This window comes from Pseudoalteromonas sp. T1lg76, from assembly GCF_002964725.1.
GTDB lineage: Bacteria > Pseudomonadota > Gammaproteobacteria > Enterobacterales > Alteromonadaceae > Pseudoalteromonas.
In genome coordinates this window covers 108,787-130,337 of record NZ_PQCE01000002.1, presented here as the reverse complement: position 1 = coordinate 130,337, position 21,551 = coordinate 108,787, and the positions used below count along the sequence as shown (strand labels likewise).

Here is a 21,551-nt window from a genome sequence, read left to right as displayed (position 1 = left end):
GTTTAAATTTATAAAGGGATATTTTTCAAAAAGTTGCTTTGTCGCCATGGTTGTAGGTCGGGATTTTATCGCGACAAATATGCTCTAAGCAGGCGATGTCGGCGCGAAGCACCGACCTACAATTTATTGCATGTCCACTATGCGGGTCAGGGTTGGCTTGGCCTTATCAACATCGCCAATTTCCTGAAAGACCACTCGACCTTGCTCGTCCAATAGCGTCATTAGATTAGAGTGGGCCACTTCGTTGTCATCGCTTTTTTGGTATTTGATATTGAGTGCCATGGCCAGGGCTCTGACATCCTGAGAGTCGCCCGTTAACAGGGTCCAATGATCGGGTGCCAGCTTGCGGCGCTCGGCAAAGGACTTAAGCATCTCTGGGGTATCCGAGTCCGGAGTTAAAGACACCAAAACAAAACCGACCTCGTTTTGCAGCTCGGCTGGGAGCGATTGCTGCACCTGTTGCATGGTCATCACTATGGTCGGGCAGGTATGCAGGCAGTGGGTGTAAATCAGGCTGACCAACTGTTTTTTCCCCTGCAGGGCCGCTATGTTAAGGGCCTTATTATCCTGGGTTTGCCACTGGCTATTAAGGTGATAAATGGAATCGCCGGGTAGCTCAGCAGTCAGTTCGCCAGCGAGGTCGCCGGCCAGGCTTTTAGCGCTGGAAAATAATAAAAATGTGGATGTTATTAGCAAACTAGTGAATTTTTTCATCTTCTTCTCCGGGTGCTGATGCCGCATTGGCAGCGCAGCGAAAACCTAAATTGGGAAGGGTATATTTGGCCTCTAAGCTACTGCGAAAGCCGTAGCGCATAAAGGCGGCATAATCACCTGGGTCAACGGCGCCAGTGACGCCTGCAGCACAAAATAGTTTGGTATCTATGGCGCTGTCGGCGCGAGACTCGCCGGTCACCAAGGAGGAATTAAAGTCCTCAGTCCATTCCCATACCAAACCATGGAGGTCGTACACCCCCCAGAAGTTGCTCTCGGTCAAGCCGATATCGGCCAGGGCGCCTTGGCTTGGGGTGCTGTACCAGGTTAAGATCTTTTGTTTATATCCAGGCTCTTGTGAGCCATCGGCCTGAGTCTCGCTAGCCAGTGCCGCAAGCTCCCATTCGGCCACGCTGGGCAGGCGTTTTCCCTGGGTCCGACAATAGGCATCGGCAGCAAACCAGGATACATGAGTGACGGGAGCCTTAGGTGCGCTAAAAGGCACTGAACCTTGCCGTTCGTGCCAGTGTTGCAGGTAGGTAGGCTCGGCAAAAAGCGCCGCCATTCGTTCTTTACGCCACCTCGGGTGGTCTTGGGTAAACTGCCAGAATTCCTGATTGGTCACCGGGTATTTATCGAGGTAAAAACTGGCGACCGATTGCATCGGGCTGTCTTTGCTCATATACAGGGGGCGATAATCGCCGCCGCTCACTAGCACCTGCTCACCGGCTCCGCTTAGAGCCAGTGAAACAGATACCAGTAGCAGGGAGGTGCTAAGCATATTCGCTCTTACCTTAATGCGCTTTTTGCTTACGAACCTTTTGCACCTGTTCAACCGTGATCTCACCACCCTTATTATCCCAAGAGTTTAAGATGAAGGTTAAAACATTGGCAATTTCGTTGTCATCAAGCTGCATGGCCGGCATCACGCTGTTAAAGCTTTCGCCGTTGACTTTAATCGGGCCTTCAAGACCATGAACAATGGCGCTGATCCCCCGGGTTGGATCTTCGTTAAAGTAGTCGGACTTAGCCAGTGGTGGGAAGGCTTGAGCAATGCCTTGGCCATTGGGTTGGTGACAGGCGGCGCAGTTGGCATTATAGATACGCTTACCGAAGGTGATCTTATCCTCTTTGCTTTGCGCTTTGGCGACCTGGTATTCCCCTTCTATGGTTTGGATAGCCGAGCCTTCTGGTTGATAGATGGCATCGCTGATCTTACCCGAATAGACCACCTTATCTTCTTCACCTTTGACATTGATCATGCCCAGGGCACCCTTGTTAAAGGCGCGGAAGATGGAGTGATCCACCATGATCAAATTGCCTGGTACTTGTACTTTAAAATCGACAATTGCCGAGCCGCCTGCCGGTACCAAGGTGGTTTGAATATTATGGTTTTTGGCGTCGCCACCCTCGATATACACGGTATCGAAAATCTCACCGATAACATGGAAGGAAGACACTAGATTAGGACCGCCATTACCCACGTAGAGGCGGATGGTTTCGCCTACCTTGGCAGTTAAGGAGTTTTCCCCTGTAAGGCTGCCCACGGCACCATTGAAGACCACATAGTCAGCGTTTTCTTCTATGGCTTTTTCCATATCGAAGGGTTGCAGGCCGGCTTCACCGTATTTGCCCTTGGTGTAAAAATCACCCTGCATCACATAGTATTCACGGTCCACCTTAGGCAGGCCATCTTTTGGCTCAACCAAGATAAGGCCGTACATGCCGTTGGCTATGTGCATACCTACTGGTGCCGTCGCGCAGTGATACACGTATAAGCCCGGGTTCAGAGCCTGAAACGCAAAAGTAGAGGTGTGTCCCGGAGCGGTAAAGGATGAAACTGCGCCACCCCCTGGCCCGGTAACCGCGTGCAGGTCGATATTGTGCGGCATTTTTGAGCTTGGGTGGTTGGAAAGATGGAATTCAATCTCATCCCCTTCTTTAACGCGAATAAAACTGCCCGGCACAGTACCGCCAAAAGACCAGTACACGTATTCTACGCCATCGGCCATGGTGCCGATTTTTTCGATTGTTTCCAGGTGCACTACCACGCGCGCATTATGATCGCGGCTAATAGCCGGAGGCACATGCGGGGGGGCAGTAAGTACGGCGTCTTCAACGGGGAGTGCTGAAGCTGTGCCAAGGTAGGAAGAGGCCGTTATAGCCAGAGTGATCCACAGTGTTTTTACACCCATAGTCCTTACTCCGTGTGTTGTCGGGTTATAACCCTAGTATTTGGTTGTGTGCATATTTTGTTCTTGAATACACACAGGTATACAGGCCCGCGATGTGATGGGACGTGCCAGCTCAGCGATAAATCGAGCACTGCAAAAACTATCCATAACCAGTATTAGCGACTGCGTAAAAACTGGCATGATCCAGATCATCTTTGTTACATATTTAACAAAAGAATGAAGCAGTGGTTTCTGGGTTTGTCAAAATCGGTGGCGGTGGATATTTGTGGAAAAATATGCACTAATAAAATAATCACAAAAACTAAATAAATATTCACGGTGTAAGGCTTATGAGTGGTAGCGAAACCCAAAGTGTGTATGTAGTTGATGACGATCCTGTGGTGCTTGATGCCATTGCCGAGCTGCTGCAATCCGTCGAGTTAAACACCCATACCTATGCTTCGGCGCAGCAGTTTTTCGATGCCTACAACGATGACATGAGCGGCTGCCTGCTGCTTGATATTCGTATGCCCGAGATGAACGGCATGGAGTTGCAAAAGCGCTTAAGCGACATTAATGCCAAGCTTCCCATTATTTTTATCAGCGGCCATGCCGATGTTTCGCTGGCGGTGCGGGCGATGCGCGAGGGTGCCTTTGATCTCATTGAAAAACCATTTAGAGACAATGACTTGCTTGAATGCATTTATGGCGCCTTGAAAAAAGACAAGGAGGCCAGGGCGGGGCAAGCGGGACAGGCTGAGATTAAGGAACGGCTGGCAACCCTAACTAACCGGGAGCGCGAAATTTATGATCTGGTGGTCGCCGGCAAGGCTAACAAGGTGATGGCTATCGAGCTGGGTGTGAGCCAACGCACGGTGGAAATTCACCGCGCCCGGGTGTTTAAAAAAATGGCCGTGCGTTCGTTGGCCGAGCTGGTACGAATGAACACCCTGCTAGACTCTTAGCGCTCACCTATCCCAGCCCTTAGGTCCCAGCCCTTAGGTCCCAGCCCTTAGGTCCCAGCCCTTAGGTGCCGGCGCTGGCCGGTCAGGGCGCCATTTATCTTTCCATAACACATCTTTTTTACATAAATATAACGCTAACTGACTTTTGTCAGTTGGCGCTCGTGTGTTTTCTGTAAATTGAACTGGCCAAGTATACAAAACCAAACTCAATAAGCGCTCGCGTGTGCATCTGCCGCGTCGGGCAAATGCGTTTCCCCCGCCTTAGGGAAACCGACAAACACATGTTGAGGAGGCTTTTGATGAATTTCAAAAAGTCACAAATTAGCTTATGCATCTCCTTGGGTGCAGCAACGTTGGTTGCTGGCCCGGTCAGTTATGCAAAATCGGCACAGCCGATCGTCAATGAAGCTGTGGTACACACCACAACTCGCCCTTTAATTCAGTTGGCCGCAGCGGTCAATAAAGACGCTAAAGCACGTCTGCAGATCGGTAAAATGGATGCCATCAGCGGTGAAGTGTCGCATAAAACCAGCGAAGTGATTCAAAACTTCGAGCTGCCGTTTGTAACCAGCGAATCGCAAAAACATGCATCCACATTAGACGCATACAGCAATCTATCCATGCTTGAGCCGTTTATGGCGGCGAAAAACGTGCAAACCGACTTTGCCGGCGATACCATGCCGGCGCCGCTGTTAAGCTTTGACGGCGTCGATAACGTCAATCGCGTAGCACCGCCCGACACTGTAGGTGATGTCGGCCCGAATCACTATGTGCAAATGGTGAACGTATCGTTTGCGGTATGGGATAAGCAAGGCAATATGCTGATTGAGCCAACCCCGACCAATGCCCTGTGGAATGAACTCGGTGGTATCTGTGCGTCGAATAACGATGGCGACCCCATTGTGCTGTACGATCAATTTGCCGAGCGTTGGATGGTGAGTCAGTTTGCCATCAACCCAAGCGATTATCATGAATGTATCGCCATCTCCAAAACCTCGGATCCGACCGGCGAGTGGCACTTATATGACTTCAAAATCAGTGAAGTCAAAATGAACGACTATCCGCACTTCGGGGTTTGGCCCGATGGCTATTATATGTCGGTCAACCAATTCTACCTTGATGGTCGTGAAGATCAGTGGGGTGGTGCCGGTGTCGTTGCCTTTGAGCGTGATAAAATGTTGCGCGGCGAATCGGCGCGAATGATCTATTTCGACGATCCGCACCCAGTACTCGGTGGTATGTTACCGTCCGATCTCGATGGTATGACGCCGCCGCCAGAGGGCGCGCCGAACTACTTCTTGCAACCCATCGATGAGTCGCAAGGTTACGACAGCGACGAAATGCATGTCTGGGCCTTTAAAGCAGACTGGGAAAACCCAGAAAACTCAACCTTTGAGCAGGTGGCCGCGGTGCCGGTGACCGGTATGGATTTCAGCAGCTGTAGCGGCGGCTGTATTCCGCAGCCGGGTGTATCAGCCGAAAACTACCTGGATAAAATCCCTTACCGTCTTATGAACCGCCTGGCGTATCGTAACTTTGGCGATCATGAATCTTTGGTGGTGAACCACACGGTTTATACACCAACGGAAACCGGTGCCGCTCGTTGGAGCCCGCGCTGGTATGAAATTCGTAATCCGAGCACCGAAGCCGTACTGCATCAGCAGGGCAGTTATGCGCCAGATGGCGACTCGCGCTGGATGGGCAGTGTGGCCATGGATGCCATGGGCAATATGGCCCTAGGTTATACCGTAAGCGGAGAAAATACTTATCCTTCAGTACGTTACACCGGTCGTTTAGCCTCAGACCCTCTTAATATGATGGCTCAGGGTGAGCAGGAAATAGTTGCTGGTGGCAGCTCACAGCTCGGTGCCAATGGCCGTTGGGGTGACTACAGCTCTATGAACATCGACCCGGTTGATGACTGTACCTTCTGGTATACCCAGGAATATTACGGCGACACCAACCCGGGCGGCATTGACTGGCGTACCCGTATCGGCTCGTTCAAATTCCCTAACTGTACCGCAGGCCCAACAGGTACCCTAAAGGGTCACTTGTATGGCAGTACCGGGGAACCTTTAGCGCAAGCGCAGATCAGCGTAGGTGCCATGACTACCTTTACCGATGAGTCTGGTTACTATGAAATTCTGGCCCCGGTAGGCGAATATGATGTCGCCATGGTGGCTTACGGTTATGCGCAGGTCGACTTCAGCGCCATCAATGTGGTCAAAGATGGCACAAAAGTGGTTGATGCCACCTTGTCAGAGCTACCGAAAACCACACTAGTGGGTCGTGTTGTCGATGGTTCAGGTCATGCCTGGCCAATTCCAGCATCTTTAACCCTGATGGGCGATCTAACCAAAGATGTGAACTTCAGCAACGACTCCAGCACCGGCGAATTCAGCATTGAAGTATATCAAGGCTGGCCTTATGCCATTAAGGTTGCTTCACTGGGCGAGGGCTATGTTGCTCAAGAGGTGAAAGTCGATACTTTGCAAACCAATGATCTGGGTGAAATTGCCCTGATGGTTGACAGCAAAGCCTGTGTAGCTCCGGGCTATCAGTCTTTGGGTATTGTTGAAGATTTCGATGGCACGGCCTTCCCGCCGGCCGGTTGGAACGTGGTAAATAATGCCAGCAGCGATGAAATTATCTGGAAAACCAGCACCGACTGGGCACGTCCTAACTATACCGGTGGCAGCGGTCATGCCGCGGCTATCGACAACGACCGTTATGGTTGGGGTCGTTACGACTCGGATCTGATCACGCCTGAGATTGCGGTTAGCGATCTGAACGGTGTAACCAGCTTGCAGTTCAAAATGGACTTCGTTGGTGGCATCTACGGTGGCTCCATGCTGGATATGGACATCAGTCTTGACGGCGGTGCCTGGAATACGGTGCTGAGCTATGGCAATACCATGCGTGAATTCCGCGTCGATTATGACCTGGCCGAACACCTGGTAGGTGCGCAGAGTTTCCGTTTACGTTGGCGTTATCACACAATCTGGGACGGAGAACAGTTCGATAACTGGGCCCAAGTCGATGATGTGACCATAGCCCAAAGCTGTGCCAGTGTTGAAGGTGGTCTGGTATCGGGACACGTGCTGGATGCCAATACCGGCGAGCCGGTGGCTAATGCGGTCGTCAGTACGGACAAAGGTCGCAGCACATCAACCAAAGCCGATGGTAGCTATCTTCTGTTCACCGATCTGGGTGACGTAGAATTGGCGGTGAAACAGGCCGGTTATACGCTACAAAGTGAGACGTTGAGCGTGGCGGTCAATGAAGTGCTAGAGCAGGACTTCACGCTTAATGCCGGTAAATTGGATGTGGATACGCAAACTCTAGAGCTGTCTGTGACCAGTGGCCGTAGCCTGTCAACGGCGTTGAATCTCGCCAATAAGGGTTCGGACGTATTGAACTTCAATATCGAAGAAATCAATGCGGCGCCGCGCCAAGACATGGTAGGTCCTGCGTTTGCTATCGGTGGCCGTAAGTTTGGCCCTAAAGATCTATGGGACTTAAACACCCGTGATATTCGTGTGCCATTTATCTTCCCGGATGCACCGAAAATGAATGCCGAGCTGGTACAAAGCTGGCCGATCGACCTGGTTGCCACCAATGGTGTTGCCTTTGACCAAAGCACCGGCGATCTATGGCTCAATAACCTGGGTGTATTCGGTGGTGACGATAAAATCTATCGCTTTAAAACCGACGGTACGAAAACGGATCAAACCATGGATGTGAGCCCCTTGCTAAGCACCCGTGGTGCCCATGCCGGCATGGCGTTTAATAAGCGTACCGGTAAGCTCTGGCAGATCATCGTTGGCGGCGACCGTTGTATCTATGAATTCGATACCAACAGCCTAAGCGCTACCGGTAACCGTATTTGTCCAGATCTGCCTAGCTCACAACGTGGCCTGGCGTATGATCCCAATGGCGACCAATTCTTCTCTGGTTCGTTTATTGATGGTCTGGTACACCGTTTTGCCAGCGATGGTACTTTGTTAGAGTCGACCGATGTGGGTCTGCCTGTGGCCGGTCTAGCCTTTAACCCGGCAACCAATCACTTGTTTGTCGCCGCTAACAGCTTTGCGCCTATGGATATCGATATCTATGTGCTGGATGTAAGCGACGAATATCGCGTGGTCGGTGGTTATTCAGTGCCTGGCCGTGCCGACGGCGGTGGCTCTGGTATCAGCCTGGATTGCGACGGCAACCTGTGGGTGTTGGATATCGAAAGCCAGCAGATGATCCAGATTAAGTCTGGTGAAACCGGGGTCTGCGAATTCAAAGAAGTGGACTGGTTAAGCTCGACGCCAAGCAAGGGTCAACTTGCTCTGGAACAGATGCAGCAAGTACAAATCGATGTTGATGCCAAAGACATGGAGCCTGGCTTCTATCAGGCACAATTGTTGATGGCCAATGATTCGCCTTACCTAGCGCAAAATGTATTGGTTAACCTCAACGTACTTGAGCGCACCCCCGGTGAGTTGGGCTTTACCGTGAGCCAATATCGCGTGAACGAAAACCAAGGTTCGGTGACTTTGACCGTATCTCGTCAAGGCGGCAGCGATAATGCCCTAAGCGTAAGCTATGAAACTTTGGATGCTACGGCGGTTGCCGGTAGCGATTACCAAAGCGCCAGCGGCCAATTACATTGGCAAGACCTGGACGACGGCGACAAGGAAATCACCATTGCCGTGATGAACGACGGCGAGAAAGAACAGAGTGAGTCCTTCTCCGTGCGTTTGCACCAGGTTGACGGCGGCGCAACGCTTTCAAGCCAGGTATTGGCAACGGTTGAGATCGAAGACGCCAAGTCTAAGAGCAGCGGCGGTAGCAGCCACCCATTTGTACTAATGCTACTGGCCACGTTAGCCTTGTTTAGACGCGGCCACGGTCGTGCGCTAAAGACTAACGCGTAAAGTAGTACCCTGTAACTAAGGAGCTCCTAGAGCTCCTTATTTCCCTTAGGAGTTAACCATGAATAAATTACTTCTTATCGGTGTTTTTTGCCTAGCTGCCGGCGCTCTTTCCGCACCGGTTGAGGCGCAAAGTTGGCAAGCGATGAAGCAGGAGAAAAAAAGCAAGATCAATAAGTTACACGCTTTTAATAGCGAGCAGGAGCGCCTGGTTGCGCGCTTTTTAGATTTAAACGCTCAGGTGCAGCAATTAGCGCTGCAGGTGAGTGATGCACAGCAAACATCCCCGGCGCTGGAGCCAAGCGGTCAACATGACCTGGATTTCGACAAAGGCAGTTATTATTTTGTCGACCACTTAAGTGCACAGCTGACCCGATTAGCCGATGCCAATAATGCGCTGCTGGCGAACTTCGGCACCGCCGCCGCAGGAGGGAATACTTCCCTACAGGCTCGTTACCTGGCTCTACGTAAGCAGCTACAGGATCTGACGGTGCAACTGAATGAATTTGAACATCGCAGCGAAAAGCTGCTAGTGTCGGCCTCGCCATTGTTAAAGCGAAAAATCCATGCTTCCCTGTCCAGTGGCTTGTTGTTGGCGGCGCAACTGCCGGCGCAACTTAAGGACAACACCACCTTGACCCTTTCCTTGGAGGCCTATCGTTAATTGATGGCCGAGCGTTAAACATCCTCTTTCCATGTTCTCCGGGCTCTTCAATTGCTGATGTGGCCCGGAATTTTCCCCCGCAAATTCATACCCCTAAGTTAAAAACAACAAGTAAACAAAAATAACATCCTGTTAACTGATAATTGTCAGTTACAGCCCGACGATAGTTTCGTACTTTGGCATGAGTATACAAAAGGCACAAATGTAACGGCTATTTACACGTATCTAGATCGCATAATTTCGAGTTTGGTTACCGGCAGTGCGAATACGTGAGTCATAAAAGTAAATAACAGGAGACTTTTGATGAACTTCAACAAGTCAAAATTGCAAAGCTGTGTGCTTATTGGCTTGCTCGGGCTAATAGGCAGTAATCATGCCTTTGCCGAGATGCCGCAGGCTCCAGTGGTTGGTGAGTCAGTCAAGAATGTAACAAGCCAGAGTACTAGCAATGCAGCCATGGCGTTAAAACCGGTGAGCCCAACCTTGGCCACCGCGGGTAAGGCGCCGCTTTCAAAGTCAGTAACAGGCCAGTTCGAGGATCAGCTCGAATTGTATAACGCACAACAACAAAGCCTGGTTTCAATGGCTTTAGATGGATTTACCGATCCCCTAGTACAAACTACGCTGGGTGAGCGAGCCATCCCCGAACCCAGTCTTAACCTGGATGGCCAGGGCGCCGACTGGGGCGATGCCGCCGTACCTGATACCAGTTTAGATGTAGGCGCCAACCACGTAGTGCAAGTGGTCAACATGTCCTATGCGGTATGGGATAAAAACGGCCAATTAGTTCAAGGGCGTACGCCAACTACACAGCTTTGGCAGGAGCTTGGTGGCGTGTGTGCCGATCCAGATGCCAAGCCACCGGCTATTGTCGGTTGGACAGCGCAACAAGACCGCGATGGCGCGGTCCTGTATGACGTTTTAGCGGATCGCTGGTTACTAAGCCAAACTGCGTTTGACGGCGCCAAGATGCACCAATGTGTGGCGGTGTCGAAAAGTGGCGATCCCACCGGCGAGTGGCATCTTTACGATTTTATTGCCACCGACTCGAAATGGTATGACAAGGCGCAATTCGGTGTCTGGGGTGATGGCTATTATATGGCCGCGCCACAATATTCTCCTGTCGACAAGTCTAAGCAAGGGATGGCGGTTGTGGCCTTTGAGCGTGAAAAAATGCTCCATGGTCTAGCGGCACAAACCTTGTATTTCGACCAAGCCGATATGCACAACGCCTTACCGGCGGATATGGATGGCATGCGCGCACCACAGGCAGGCTCGCCTAACTACTTTATGCAAATGCTCGATGATCAGGTTCATGGCGTTGCCGCGGACGCATTGCAGCTGTGGGGCTTAGAGGCCGATTGGCAAAACCCGGAGCAAAGTAACTTTGCCTTGCTAGCGACCTTGGCTACCGAGCCTTTCGATATCGATCAAAGCTGTGGTAAAACCTGTGTTGCTCAGGACTCCTGGGGTGGCGACAGCTATAACGCCCTAGACGCTCATCAGCAAGCGCTGATGTACCGCTTGGCTTACCGCAACTTTGGCGATCATGACAGCCTGGTGGTAAACCACACGGTGGCAACCGGTGATAAGCATTTTGGTGTGCGCTGGTATGAAGTGCGTAACCCAGGTAGTGAAGCCACGATTCATCAGCAAGGCACCTATGCGCCCGATGCCGCCAGCCGTTGGCTAGGCACTATGGCCATGGATGCGGTGGGCAACATCGCTCTAGGCTACAGCGTTTCCAGTGCCGATATGTTGCCGGCGATGCGTTACAGTGGCCGTTTAGCCAGTGATCCTCTTGGCCAACTTGGCTATGGCGAAGGCAGCGTCACCGAAGGTTTAGCACCTCAGGTTAACTCGTTCGACGGCAGCTGGGGCGAGCGTGCGCAAATGACCATCGACCCAAGCGATGACTGCACCTTCTGGTTTTCCAGTGAGTACGGTGCTGACACCGATTTCGAAACCCTTTGGGGAACACGCATCGCGAAATTCCAGCTCGATCAATGTCAGGCCGAGCCGCAAGGCGTGGTCACTGGGGTTGTCCGTGACAGCGAAACAAATGCAGCACTGGCAGGCGCCGAAGTACGTTTTGGCGACTACAGCACCATAGCCGATGCACAAGGCGTCTATACACTGTCTTTACCTCTGGGTAGCTATGAATTTAAGGCACGTGCTTATGGTCACCCGATGACCAACTTGGGGTCGGTGCAGGTGGCCAGCGAAGGTGAGTTAACTAAGGACGCGTCTTTGGTTTCCCTACCCAAGGCAACCATTAGCGGTAAGGTGGTTGATGGTTCAGGTCACGGTTGGGGATTACCGGCAAGCTTGCAGCTAAGCGGCGAGTTGGTGCCTTATACGGTGATCAACACCGACCCCATCAGTGGTGAATTTACCCTCGATGGTTACGCCGGATGGCCGGTAAACCTGATGGCATCGTCCGTCAGTTATAATCCGCAAAATGTGGCGACTCAGGCCAATGGCGATACCGAGCTAGGTAACATTGCCCTGCAGGTGAACAAGGATGTGTGTGTTGCTCCCGGTTACAATAAGGCCGATAGCAGCACCTCCTCTGTGGTCGAATTTGAAGATGTGAACTTCCCACCTACGGATTGGACCGTTGTCGATAATGCCGGTACTGGCGTGGTGTGGAAAACCAGTGAGCAATGGAGTCGTCCTAACTTAACCGCTGGCAGCGGTATGTCGGCGGCGGCGGACAGCGACCGCGGCGGTCGTAACCTTTACGATACCGAGTTGATCACTCCTGTTATCTCTGTTGCTTCGTTGCAAGGCTTTGAAACCGTGAGTTATGAGCAGGCCTTTAAGGCGTATGCCCAGTCGGTATTCGATTTTGATATCAGCGTTGACGGTGGTCAATGGCTGAACATTCATAATCTGATCACAGACAGCATCGGCAAGGTCGTTGTTGACTTGGGCACTTACCTAGATGGCGCTGAGAGTTTCAGACTAAGATGGCGTTATTACACCCTGAGTGTTGATAATGCCTATGACTGGTATGTGCAAATCGATAATGTTGAGTTCGGTTTAGGCTGTGGCTTTGCCGAAGGTGGTTTGCTGGCAGGGATGATCACCGATGCCAATACCCAGGCCCCGTTAGCGCAAGCTCAGGTACAAAACCAGCAGGGTAAGGTTACATTAACCGCTCAGGATGGCTTCTATCGTCAGTTTAATGCCGCCGGTGAGCAGAGCATGAGCATCGCCCTTAGCGGCTATGCGCAGGCCGAGCAAAGCGTAAGCATCGCCAACGATCAGGTCAGCGAGCTTAATGTTGCCCTTAATGCCGGTCTGCTAACCAGCTCGGCGCAGGCGCTCGAACTGGATGTGGTTGCCGGACGCAAAGTTGCCAGCGATATCACCTTGGCCAACGAAGGCAGTTATGGGCTTAACTACAAGGTTGCTGAAGTCGCCCTACCCAGTGGTGATAACCCGAGTGAGGCAAGCCTGGGCGATAACCAGCAAGCACAGGCTTTGAACATTGCCCGCCCGTATGGCATGGTGGTTGATAAGGTGACCAACAGCGTTTGGGTTAACAGTGCCAAAGCCTTCGGCGGTGACAACAAGCTCTATCGTTTAGACGAACAGGGCCAGAAAACCGGCGATGTAATCGACCTGAATCCGCTAGCGGCAGGCGATGATCTGGTTGCGGATCTTGCGTTTAACACCCGCACCAACACCGCTTGGCAGGCCATTTTCAGTGATGCAAACTGTATCCATGAGCTTGACCTTAACGCCATGCAGTTGACGGGCAAGCGCGTGTGTCCAGACCTGGACGGTAATGGGGTTGGCGGCTTGGCCTATGATCCGCATGCCGATCAGTTACTGGTCAGTAGCTACAATGCACAGAAATTGTATCGCGTGAACTTCGATGGCAGCGTCAGCGCCGAATACGACCTTGGTCTACCTGCCTTTGGTTTGGCCTACAACCCGAATGTTGGTCATCTGTATGTCAGCGCCAATGGCGAGAATGGGGTAGGCAGTGACAAGGCCGATCAGATCTTAGATCTGTACGTTGTTGATTTGCACAACGAACTAAGCCTGGTTGGGGCAACGCGTGTAGATGGTATGAATAGCTTTTCGCAAGCGGGTCTAGACCTCGATTGTGATGGCACCTTGCATGCCATGGACCTGGTAATGTCGCGCACCTTTAGCCTTGCCTCGGGGCAGCAACAGGTGTGTGCACAGCCGCAAGCAAGCTGGTTCACCTACTCCGAAGATGGTGGAGCGTTAAATGTCGGCGAGCAACAGGCCCTGACCCTGGGTGCCGATGCGGCCGCCTTGGCTCCGGGTGTCTACCAGACCACCTTGTTACTGCAAGACGATACCGCCTACGCGGCCCACGAAATTGCCGTAACCCTGAATGTCAACGAACCCGTGTTGGGCGAGTTTGGCTTTGCGGTGAGCGCCTATGAAGTTAATGAAGGTGACAATCAAGTCGTGGTGACGGTACAACGTACCGGCGGCAGCGATGGCGCCGTGGCACTGAACTATCAAAGTCTTGATGGCACAGCTAAAGCGCTGGCGGATTATCAACCTGCGTCGGGCATGCTGTACTGGGATGACCAAGATGGGGAGGCGAAGTCCTTCACCGTTAAGCTGGTGGATGACGCCGAGGTAGAAACCATGGAGTCGTTTAATATCCTGCTCAGTGCCGACGATGAGACGTTATTGAACGCCGAGGTGGTTACCACGGTCAAAATAACCGATAACGACAAGCTGAAGGGCAGCAGTGGTTCACTGTTCCACCTACTGTTCATGCTAGCAGCGTTAACTCTGGTTCGCAGAAAAGCGTAAAACTAACCCTAAGGCGCCGAGTTTCGGCGCCTTATTTGCTTTAGGAGACAGTTATTATGAAAACCTTTAAGCCCGGATTATTAATTGGCATGACTGCGTTCATGACCCTCAATGTAAGCGCACCCGTTTTTGCCCATAACGGCGAAGTTGACACCAACCAAAGCAAGCCTCCTAAGGTGACAACTAATGTCAAACCTGAAAAGGAAGCACAGCCTGAACAAGTGGCTTCTAAACCGGAGTGTGAGGGCGAAACCAGGGTGATCCCTTTGCATCAATTGCCCGTGGAGCGCAAACTCAATGAACAGAAAACGTCTATGACTGAGCAACAAAAGCCGAACCAAACACAGCCTGCCAAGGCTAAAATAGCTGCTAATGCGGCCAAGGGCGAATCAAAATCGCTACGTGATATCAGCGCCGAGGAGCGTCAGCAAGAGTGCGCAAACGCCAAGCCCGTTAAGGTGATGCCCATTGGCCGACTGCCGGTAGAAAACGCCATCAGCAAGCAGAAAAAGGACCAAAAGGATAAAGGAAACAATTAATTGTCGCTGTGTTTATAGTGGCTGTTTGCGTCATTTAAGGTATGGTAAAGAGAGTAATACACCGCCTTGGCGCAGGCTAAGGGAGGTAGTCAGTTGAGGACTCATACCATGCGTACCTTTTCTTCTCGGCATAGAACGGTCAGACGGCTGATCCTCTATATCATCCTGTTTAGCTCGGCGATCACTCTAATATCGTCGGCGCTGCAACTGTACTTGGAATACACTCAGGGGGTGGCGGAGATCAATGCCGAGATCCATCAAATCAAAGACAGCCAGCTTGAAAGCATTGCCCTCAATGTGCAAGACCGCAATATACAGTTGCTCCAGCTGCAACTTGATGGACTGGTTAAACTGCCTGGGATCGAGCGTATCAGTATTGTTACCACCGACAGGGTGAAATGGCGTGCCGGTGAGGTGATGTCCAATGAAATTATCGATGAACGTTTTGTCTTGTATCAGCATGGCAGGGAGCAGGAGCCGCCCCTGGGGATTTTGCAAATCGTGGTGGGTCTGGATGAGTTATATAGCCGCCTCACCGACCGAGTGTATTTTATTGTTATCAGTAATGGTATTAAAACCTTTTTGGTGGCCGGTTTTATCCTCTATCTGTTTCAATACCTGGTCACTCGTCATCTCAGTAAAATCAGTGACTTTGCACAAAACCTGACCTTTGATAAGCCTATACCACCCTTAGTTCTGGATAGAGATGCGAAGGAAAGAAACGCTCCGGATGAGCTGCAAACCGTGGTGAGCGCCCTCAACGGCATGCAATTACGTCTTGGCGATGAGCTGCAAAGACGCCAAGAAGCAGAGCAAAAACTATTGGCCAGTCGCGACCAAATCGCCCACCTCGACAGGCTCAACAGCATGGGTGAGATGGTCAGCACCATCACCCATGAAATCAATCAGCCTCTAACCGCCATTGCCAGTTATGCCCAAAGTGCCACCCGCCGTATCGACAGCGCCCGGCCCGAGCAGCAGGCTGAGCTGCAGCAATGGTTAGCGACTACCTTAAAGAAAATTTCCGAGCAGGCGCTGCGCAGTGGCAAGGTGCTGCAACGGATCCGCAACTTTGTGAAATTGCGGGCCATGGATATGCAGCGGCTGGATGTGAATACCATGCTTCGCGAAGTGGGCGATATGGTGGAGACCACGGCCAACAGTAACCAGGTGAGCCTGGTACTCAAATTCAATCCGTCGCCCTTGTATGTAGAGGGCGATCCGGTTCAGTTGCAACAGGTGAGCATTAACCTGATTAAAAACGCCATTGAGGCCAGTCACCCGGGCGCTCAGGTGGTTATTTCTACCTGCCTTAACAGCGAGAATAATGAGGTGGAGTTGTGCATTCACGACGAAGGCGTGGGGGTGAGTGGCGAGGCCGTCGAGCATCTTTTTGAACCCTTTTATACCAGTAAGAAGCAAGGCATGGGTGTGGGACTGTCAATCAGCTTGGCGATTGCCAAGGCGCACAATGGTACCTTGAAGTATCAGGCCAATGCTCAGGGCGGATGCGACTTTACTTTGACCTTACCTGCCGTTGGCGAGGAGGTGGCTTATGACGTTTAAAATGAGCTTTGCGCTGCGAGTGACCCTGCTGCTGTGCGCCATTTTTATCATCATAGCGGCCTTGGCGTTTTCTCAGCTGCAGCGAGTTGAACAAACACAGGTTGAAGACGAATTATCCAAGGTGTTGCAGGTCAATTTACACGGTCACTCCAGCTATTATTCCTTTGAGGGCGAGGGCGACCAAGTACTGGATGACTTTGCCAGCTTTTGGCCAGGGACCTTGCACGGCGCCGTGCGCAGTGCCGGTAAAACCGGCAAGGGTCTAGACTTCTCGGTGCATCAGGACGCTCATATGGGCGTGGATATTTGCTGTAAAATCGGTAAGCCGCTGTCGACTACGCGTTGGCGTGAGGTGACCTTTGAAAATGGTGGCATCAGTATCGCCATGTGGCTCAAGCCCCTGGCCCTGGAAGACAAGCAAATTTATCCCTTGTATGGTGGCTGGTATGGCGATGTACAAAGTAACAAGCTCAGGGTGGTGGATAGGCGTGTAGAACTGTTGATCTACTCAAGCTCCGGATACCAGCCAAAATCAGTGGTTAAAAGCAACACTCGCCTGGTAAACGGCCAGTGGACGCACGTTGCTGTGGTGCATAATGGTAAACAAGCGCGGCTGTTTATTAACGGCGAGCTTGATGCCGCCCAAGACGCCAACATTAGCGTTAGCTCTATCGTCAATGATGTGTTTTTAGGGGGGATCCCCAAGCAACATGCCACCCAAGGCAAGCATGCCTTTGCCGGCGTTATCGACGACTTTTTTATGTCGGAACTAATTTTAACGGATAAAGAAGTCAACGCATTGTTTAATAAAGACAAGCTGGCGGCACAGCAGTTGGGCGAAAACTAGCACCCAACTGCTTCAATAGCGCTCAAAACTGGTAGGTGATGGCAATGCCCACGTTTCGCCCCGGCGCGTAGGGTGCACTGTCATCGGCGCTGACGCGATAGAGGCGATCACCAGCATTGTCGAGCCACAGACGTACCTTGGTTCGTTCATTGAGCTGATAGGTCAGCTTGGTCGAAAGCAAGGTATGGCTGGGCAGGGGTAACTCGGAGGGTCCCACCTCGTCCTTGGCACTGCGTAATGTTGCACCCAGATCCCATTGCCAACGGTCGCCCTGGTAGCTCGAAGTGAGTTTATGTTCGCCGGCGCCAATGTCGGCAAGGGGGCGACCCTGTTCATCCTCGCCGTTAAGCCACTGACCACCGAGGCCGAGGGAGAAGTTGTCGGTTACCTGATATGCCGCCTTGTATGCCAGTCCTTTAATTTTCCCGGAGCCAACATTGATATAGCGACGCGTATCGGCATCGATATCGATGCGCTCGATATAGTCGTCAATGTGCTGGGAAAAGGCGCTAAGGCTCCAGTTAAAATCCGATTTCTGGTAGGAGAGCTTGGCTTCAAAGCCCAGGCTTTGCTCCGGCTCGAGCTCCAGATTGCCCTCCACGCGGCCGCGGGGGGTTTCACCAAAAAAGTAGCTTTCCGTCAGCGCCGGCTGGCGAAAGGCCGTACTGGTGATAAACTTCGCCGCTAATTCGGGCGTGAGTGCCCAGCTAATACCGGCAAAGCCACTGACATTGGTGTCGTTGCGGCTCCCTTGTTGTGCCTTGGTTTTACTGTAATCGAGGCGGCCACCAAGCAACAGGTCGATGTTATCCAGGCTACGGGTGGCATCGTACACAAGGGCGCCCTGGTACTGGCTGGCGTCCAGCACGGTGTCGCTGCTGGTTAGGCCCGAGGCTAAATCAAGCTCATTTTCTGTCGCTTGCACCTGGGTTCTGGCATCGAAGGACAAACGCCATTTGCCCTGCCAATCGCCAAAATACTGATAGCCGTAAAGCGCCGCCCCATAATCCAAGGATGAATTACTCAGGGTATTGATGCGCTTGTTGGGGCGCTCAATATAGGTATCGAGATGGGCATTGTGCACATAGACATCGGCATAAATCTGGTCAAAATCAAACTCCGCCTTGGCTAAGAGATGATCATTGCGTGGGTAGAGGGTGCGTTTCTTGCTCAGTGGCGAAGCACTGGCCTTACCCAGATTGTTGCCTTCGCTATAGAGCACCCAGGCACGCGTGAGGTAGGGAAGCTCAAGGTCGGCACTTAAAAACACATTGTGATTTTCGTAGCCGTTGTAGATGCTGTTGCCATCGGCGCTTTCGCCTTCATCGGCTGTGCGGGTCGACAGTCCCCAGGAAATGCCTTCCTTGCTCCCTTGCCAGGCCAGATGTTGCGCTTGGTTATTGCTTTGCCATTGGGCATCCAATTGTTGACCCTCGACGCGGTTCAGTTTGATATCCACGGCGCCGCCCATGGCTCCGGATCCATAGTAGGTTGAAGCGGCGCCAGGAATTACCTGCACCTGGCCGATTAACGCCGGGTCGATAAACTCGGCGGCGCTGCCGGCGCGGCGATCGCTGTAAATGGGAATGCCCTCTATCAGGGTTTGCACCCGCCAGCGGGAAAAGCCGCGCATACTGTACATCTGCATCATGCCGCCTTGACCGTTTAGGGAAATGGTCGGCTCCTGCGCCAGCAATTCCGACAATTGCAATGGTGAGCCCTGGGCTTGCTGCGGGTCGATGTGCTGGACCTCGATTAATTGCAGACTGGATTGATAAAAGTTCGAGGTGCTGCTGAGCACCTCAATATGCTCCATGCCATCGGCGTGGGCAGCCACAGTGACAAATCCTGGAGCGGATAAAACTAAAGGGGTGAGTGCGGTGCGTATTAACTTCATGGGCAAGGCCTCGACCTAAAAAACAACTGATAAGGCACGCTACCATGTTCACTTTTACGTCAATATAAGTAGTTTCCGATCCCCCATAGGTACATCTACGCATAGCGAGCGCCCCATTGAATTGGCTAAATTAGCAGCATGCAAGACACGAACAGCGAATTGAATGTAGCGAGGCACCCATGATTGATCACAACATGCCATTGAACACTGTGAATTTGGAGCTGGCTATGCAAGGAAGTATTTTTAACCTGTTGGCACCTAAGCTGGGCTTAGGCAAGCAGGCCAAGGCCGCTCAGAAGACACCTCAGGTGCGCCTAAGCGAGCTGGTAAAGGGCAGCAAATCCCTTGACGCCGAGCAGCACTTGTTCCGCCAAGAGGATGAATTTAAAGCGCTTTACCTGGTGCAATCCGGTGCATTCAAAAGTTATCGACTAACGGCCTCGGGCAAGGAAGTGCTCACCGGGCTGTATTTTCCCGGCGATGTTATTGGCGTTGGCGGTTTGGCACAGCAGCAACACTTTTATTCGGTGTCGGCGTTGCAGGACTCGCGAGTGTGCGAAATTCCTTTTGCTCGTCTGCTACAGGACTCGGTTGCCAACTCCGATGTATTGCTGACCATGCTAAGTCTGATCAGCCAGGAGTTTTCCGCCGATCAGCACCTACGTCAACTGCCGACCAAAAGCATTAAGTCGGCCGTCGCTTCCTTATTGCTGAACCTTTCCTCGCGCCTGGGCAGCTCAAGGGTGCCGACCCTGTGTTTTGAGTTACCCATGAGTCGTGCCGATATTGCTAATTTACTGGGTGTGTCCTCCGAGGCGGTCTGCCGCGAGTTCACCCGCTTAAAGCAAGAGGGCGTGCTCGAGGTTAAGCGTAAAAAGATCTACATCAGTGATATCGATGAGTTATACGCCCTAGCCAATGAGTAAAGGGCGTATTGGTTAGGCTGGCTCATCAACTATGCATAGACTTCTTCTGAGCTCATCCATATAGTCCCAACTTGGGTGTAGGCGCGTTTTTAACGCGTCGGTGCCCATACTTTTCAGTGCTGCCGGAGCAGTTATCTCGGCCGTTGGATTCCCCCAAAACGCATAACTACCAATCGAGGTAACGGAGTCGGGCAGGATCACCTCGGTGAGCTCGTTACTATCAAAGGCGCTAGTGCCTATATGGATCAGCGAGTCTGGCAGGGTGACGGCTGTTAGGTGTTGGCAATCAAAGACATGAGGGGCAATGCTGGTGACCGAATCGGCCAGGGTAATGGCCTTACGCTCGCCGCCATAGGCAATCAAGGTGCGGTTAGACTCTTCCCCATAAATAAAACCATGTGTGATCTTGCCGTTTACCTTTTCAATTCGGTTATAGCGAAACGCGGAATAGTGAATATGCTCCAGTGTTTTTGGCAGGGTGATGGCCGTAAGGGTATTGTGCTCAAAGGTGCCTTCATCAATCCGTGTCACCGCCGCGGGAATAGCTACCGAAGTGAGCTTGTTGACCCGAAAGGCATCCGCCCCCAAATGACTCAGCGAGTCGGGCAGATTAACCTGGGTCAGCTGATTGTACTCGAACGCCCCGGCGTCAATCCTGCTCAGCGTGTCCGGTAAATCTACGCTTACTAACTCATTAAATCTAAAGGCATCTTCGCCAATGTGTGTCAGGGCTGCGGGCAGGCGAACGCCGCTGAGTGTGCTGTCCCAAAAGGCGCGCTTGCCGATGTGGGTGACCGAATCGGCAATAATGACCTTGGATAGCCGGATACGCTCAAACGCTGACGGCGCGATGCGGGTGATACTCACCCCATCGAGATTACTGGGAATACGTACTGCAACATAATCCGACCAGGGGGTGCGTGGGCCGTATTCGCCCTGGTATTTGACCAGGGTGCCACTGGTGCGATCTAGGATGACATCCTTGATTGTTAGCGTGTAAGGGGTATAGGTGTAGGTGACAAGGCCAGGTAAAACAATGGCCAATAAGGGCACTAAAACAAACACCAGGGGTTTACTTAATCGGCGTGATTTCATTTTTTCATCCATGATCTGTGTGGCTTAACTCGGTTCCTTGCGTCATAGAGCCCTTGGGGCGTGCCGCCGGCCCATTGTAGCGTATCTGGGCCAAGCAAGTTAGCGTTTGCAACGTTTTTTAAATCAGGGGGTTATGTAGCTTGGAGTTGCTCTCTGGGTCGATAAATTCAATCTGGGTAAGGTGAAAGGGGGTGCCCCACTGCTGTATGGTCATTATCTCGCGCTGCTCGTGACCGCGCAGTTTGACCTTGGCGCCTGGTTTGCAGAATGCCTTGGGCAGGTTTAATGGCAGCAGGCGTTTACCGTCGTTGGTGAGCAGGCCAAAAAAGCCACCTTCCAATTCGATGTAGCAGACTTCGGCATCCAGCCAGTTATCGTCTGCGTTGTGCTGCCTTGCTGCTGATAATTCGGTCATGGCATGAGTTCCGTTTAT

14 protein-coding genes are annotated in these 21,551 nt (G+C 52.0%); 8 read left to right on the top strand and 6 right to left on the bottom strand.

Annotation, left to right across the window (positions count from 1 at the left end):
- Window positions 1-123 precede the first annotated feature (123 nt).
- Genes C2M35_RS00540 through nirK form a run of 3 tightly spaced genes read right to left on the bottom strand, consistent with a single transcriptional unit; the run spans window position 124 to window position 2,906 of the window.
- Window positions 124-714: an SCO family protein gene (locus C2M35_RS00540; protein WP_105201657.1), complete on the bottom strand. Its 591-nt coding sequence runs from the start codon at window positions 712-714 to the stop codon at window positions 124-126.
- Window positions 698-1,492 (bottom strand): formylglycine-generating enzyme family protein, encoded by a 795-nt coding sequence (locus tag C2M35_RS00535; RefSeq protein WP_105264386.1) that lies wholly within the window; start codon window positions 1,490-1,492, stop codon window positions 698-700. The genes C2M35_RS00540 and C2M35_RS00535 overlap by 17 nt, the downstream gene beginning before the upstream one ends.
- Before the next feature lie 13 nt (window positions 1,493-1,505).
- Window positions 1,506-2,906, bottom strand: a complete 1,401-nt coding sequence (nirK, locus tag C2M35_RS00530) for a copper-containing nitrite reductase (protein WP_105264385.1) — start codon at window positions 2,904-2,906, stop codon at window positions 1,506-1,508.
- Window positions 2,907-3,235: 329 nt separating this feature from the next.
- Between nirK and C2M35_RS00525 the strand changes: the two genes are divergently transcribed.
- The 7 genes from C2M35_RS00525 to C2M35_RS00495 all read left to right on the top strand — a co-directional run bounded on the left by C2M35_RS00525 (window position 3,236) and on the right by C2M35_RS00495 (window position 17,200).
- Window positions 3,236-3,850 (top strand): response regulator transcription factor, encoded by a 615-nt coding sequence (locus C2M35_RS00525; protein ID WP_105201654.1) that lies wholly within the window; start codon window positions 3,236-3,238, stop codon window positions 3,848-3,850.
- Window positions 3,851-4,149: 299 nt separating this feature from the next.
- Window positions 4,150-8,775: a carboxypeptidase regulatory-like domain-containing protein gene (locus C2M35_RS00520; RefSeq protein WP_158677883.1), complete on the top strand. Its 4,626-nt coding sequence runs from the start codon at window positions 4,150-4,152 to the stop codon at window positions 8,773-8,775.
- A gap of 58 nt (window positions 8,776-8,833) precedes the next feature.
- Window positions 8,834-9,436 carry a hypothetical protein gene (locus C2M35_RS00515; protein WP_105258842.1) on the top strand — a complete coding sequence of 201 codons (603 nt, stop codon included), beginning with the start codon at window positions 8,834-8,836 and terminating at the stop codon, window positions 9,434-9,436.
- 303 nt (window positions 9,437-9,739) lie between these two features.
- On the top strand, window positions 9,740-14,248 hold the full coding sequence (locus tag C2M35_RS00510) for a carboxypeptidase regulatory-like domain-containing protein (RefSeq protein WP_105264383.1): 4,509 nt from the start codon (window positions 9,740-9,742) through the stop codon (window positions 14,246-14,248).
- Window positions 14,249-14,304: 56 nt separating this feature from the next.
- The gene (locus C2M35_RS00505; protein WP_105264382.1) at window positions 14,305-14,787 is read left to right on the top strand and encodes a hypothetical protein; all 483 of its coding nucleotides are present in this window, start codon (window positions 14,305-14,307) and stop codon (window positions 14,785-14,787) included.
- 108 nt (window positions 14,788-14,895) lie between these two features.
- The gene (locus tag C2M35_RS00500) at window positions 14,896-16,353 is read left to right on the top strand and encodes a sensor histidine kinase (protein WP_105214505.1); all 1,458 of its coding nucleotides are present in this window, start codon (window positions 14,896-14,898) and stop codon (window positions 16,351-16,353) included.
- On the top strand, window positions 16,343-17,200 hold the full coding sequence (locus C2M35_RS00495) for a LamG domain-containing protein (protein WP_105214503.1): 858 nt from the start codon (window positions 16,343-16,345) through the stop codon (window positions 17,198-17,200). The genes C2M35_RS00500 and C2M35_RS00495 overlap by 11 nt, the downstream gene beginning before the upstream one ends.
- 22 nt (window positions 17,201-17,222) lie before the next feature.
- Here the strand turns inward: C2M35_RS00495 and C2M35_RS00490 are convergent, their stop codons facing one another.
- The gene (locus C2M35_RS00490; protein WP_105264381.1) at window positions 17,223-19,097 is read right to left on the bottom strand and encodes a TonB-dependent receptor; all 1,875 of its coding nucleotides are present in this window, start codon (window positions 19,095-19,097) and stop codon (window positions 17,223-17,225) included.
- A 227-nt stretch (window positions 19,098-19,324) separates the two neighbouring features.
- Here C2M35_RS00490 and C2M35_RS00485 point away from each other — a divergent pair, with 227 nt between their 5' ends.
- Window positions 19,325-20,023 carry a Crp/Fnr family transcriptional regulator gene (locus C2M35_RS00485; RefSeq protein WP_158677882.1) on the top strand — a complete coding sequence of 233 codons (699 nt, stop codon included), beginning with the start codon at window positions 19,325-19,327 and terminating at the stop codon, window positions 20,021-20,023.
- 12 nt (window positions 20,024-20,035) lie between these two features.
- Here the strand turns inward: C2M35_RS00485 and C2M35_RS00480 are convergent, their stop codons facing one another.
- Both C2M35_RS00480 and C2M35_RS00475 read right to left on the bottom strand, forming a co-directional pair.
- Entirely contained in the window at window positions 20,036-21,118 is a 1,083-nt protein-coding gene (locus tag C2M35_RS00480) for a leucine-rich repeat domain-containing protein (RefSeq protein WP_158677881.1), read from the bottom strand.
- A 118-nt stretch (window positions 21,119-21,236) separates the two neighbouring features.
- On the bottom strand, window positions 21,237-21,533 hold the full coding sequence (locus tag C2M35_RS00475; RefSeq protein WP_105264379.1) for a hypothetical protein: 297 nt from the start codon (window positions 21,531-21,533) through the stop codon (window positions 21,237-21,239).
- Window positions 21,534-21,551: the final 18 nt, after the last annotated feature.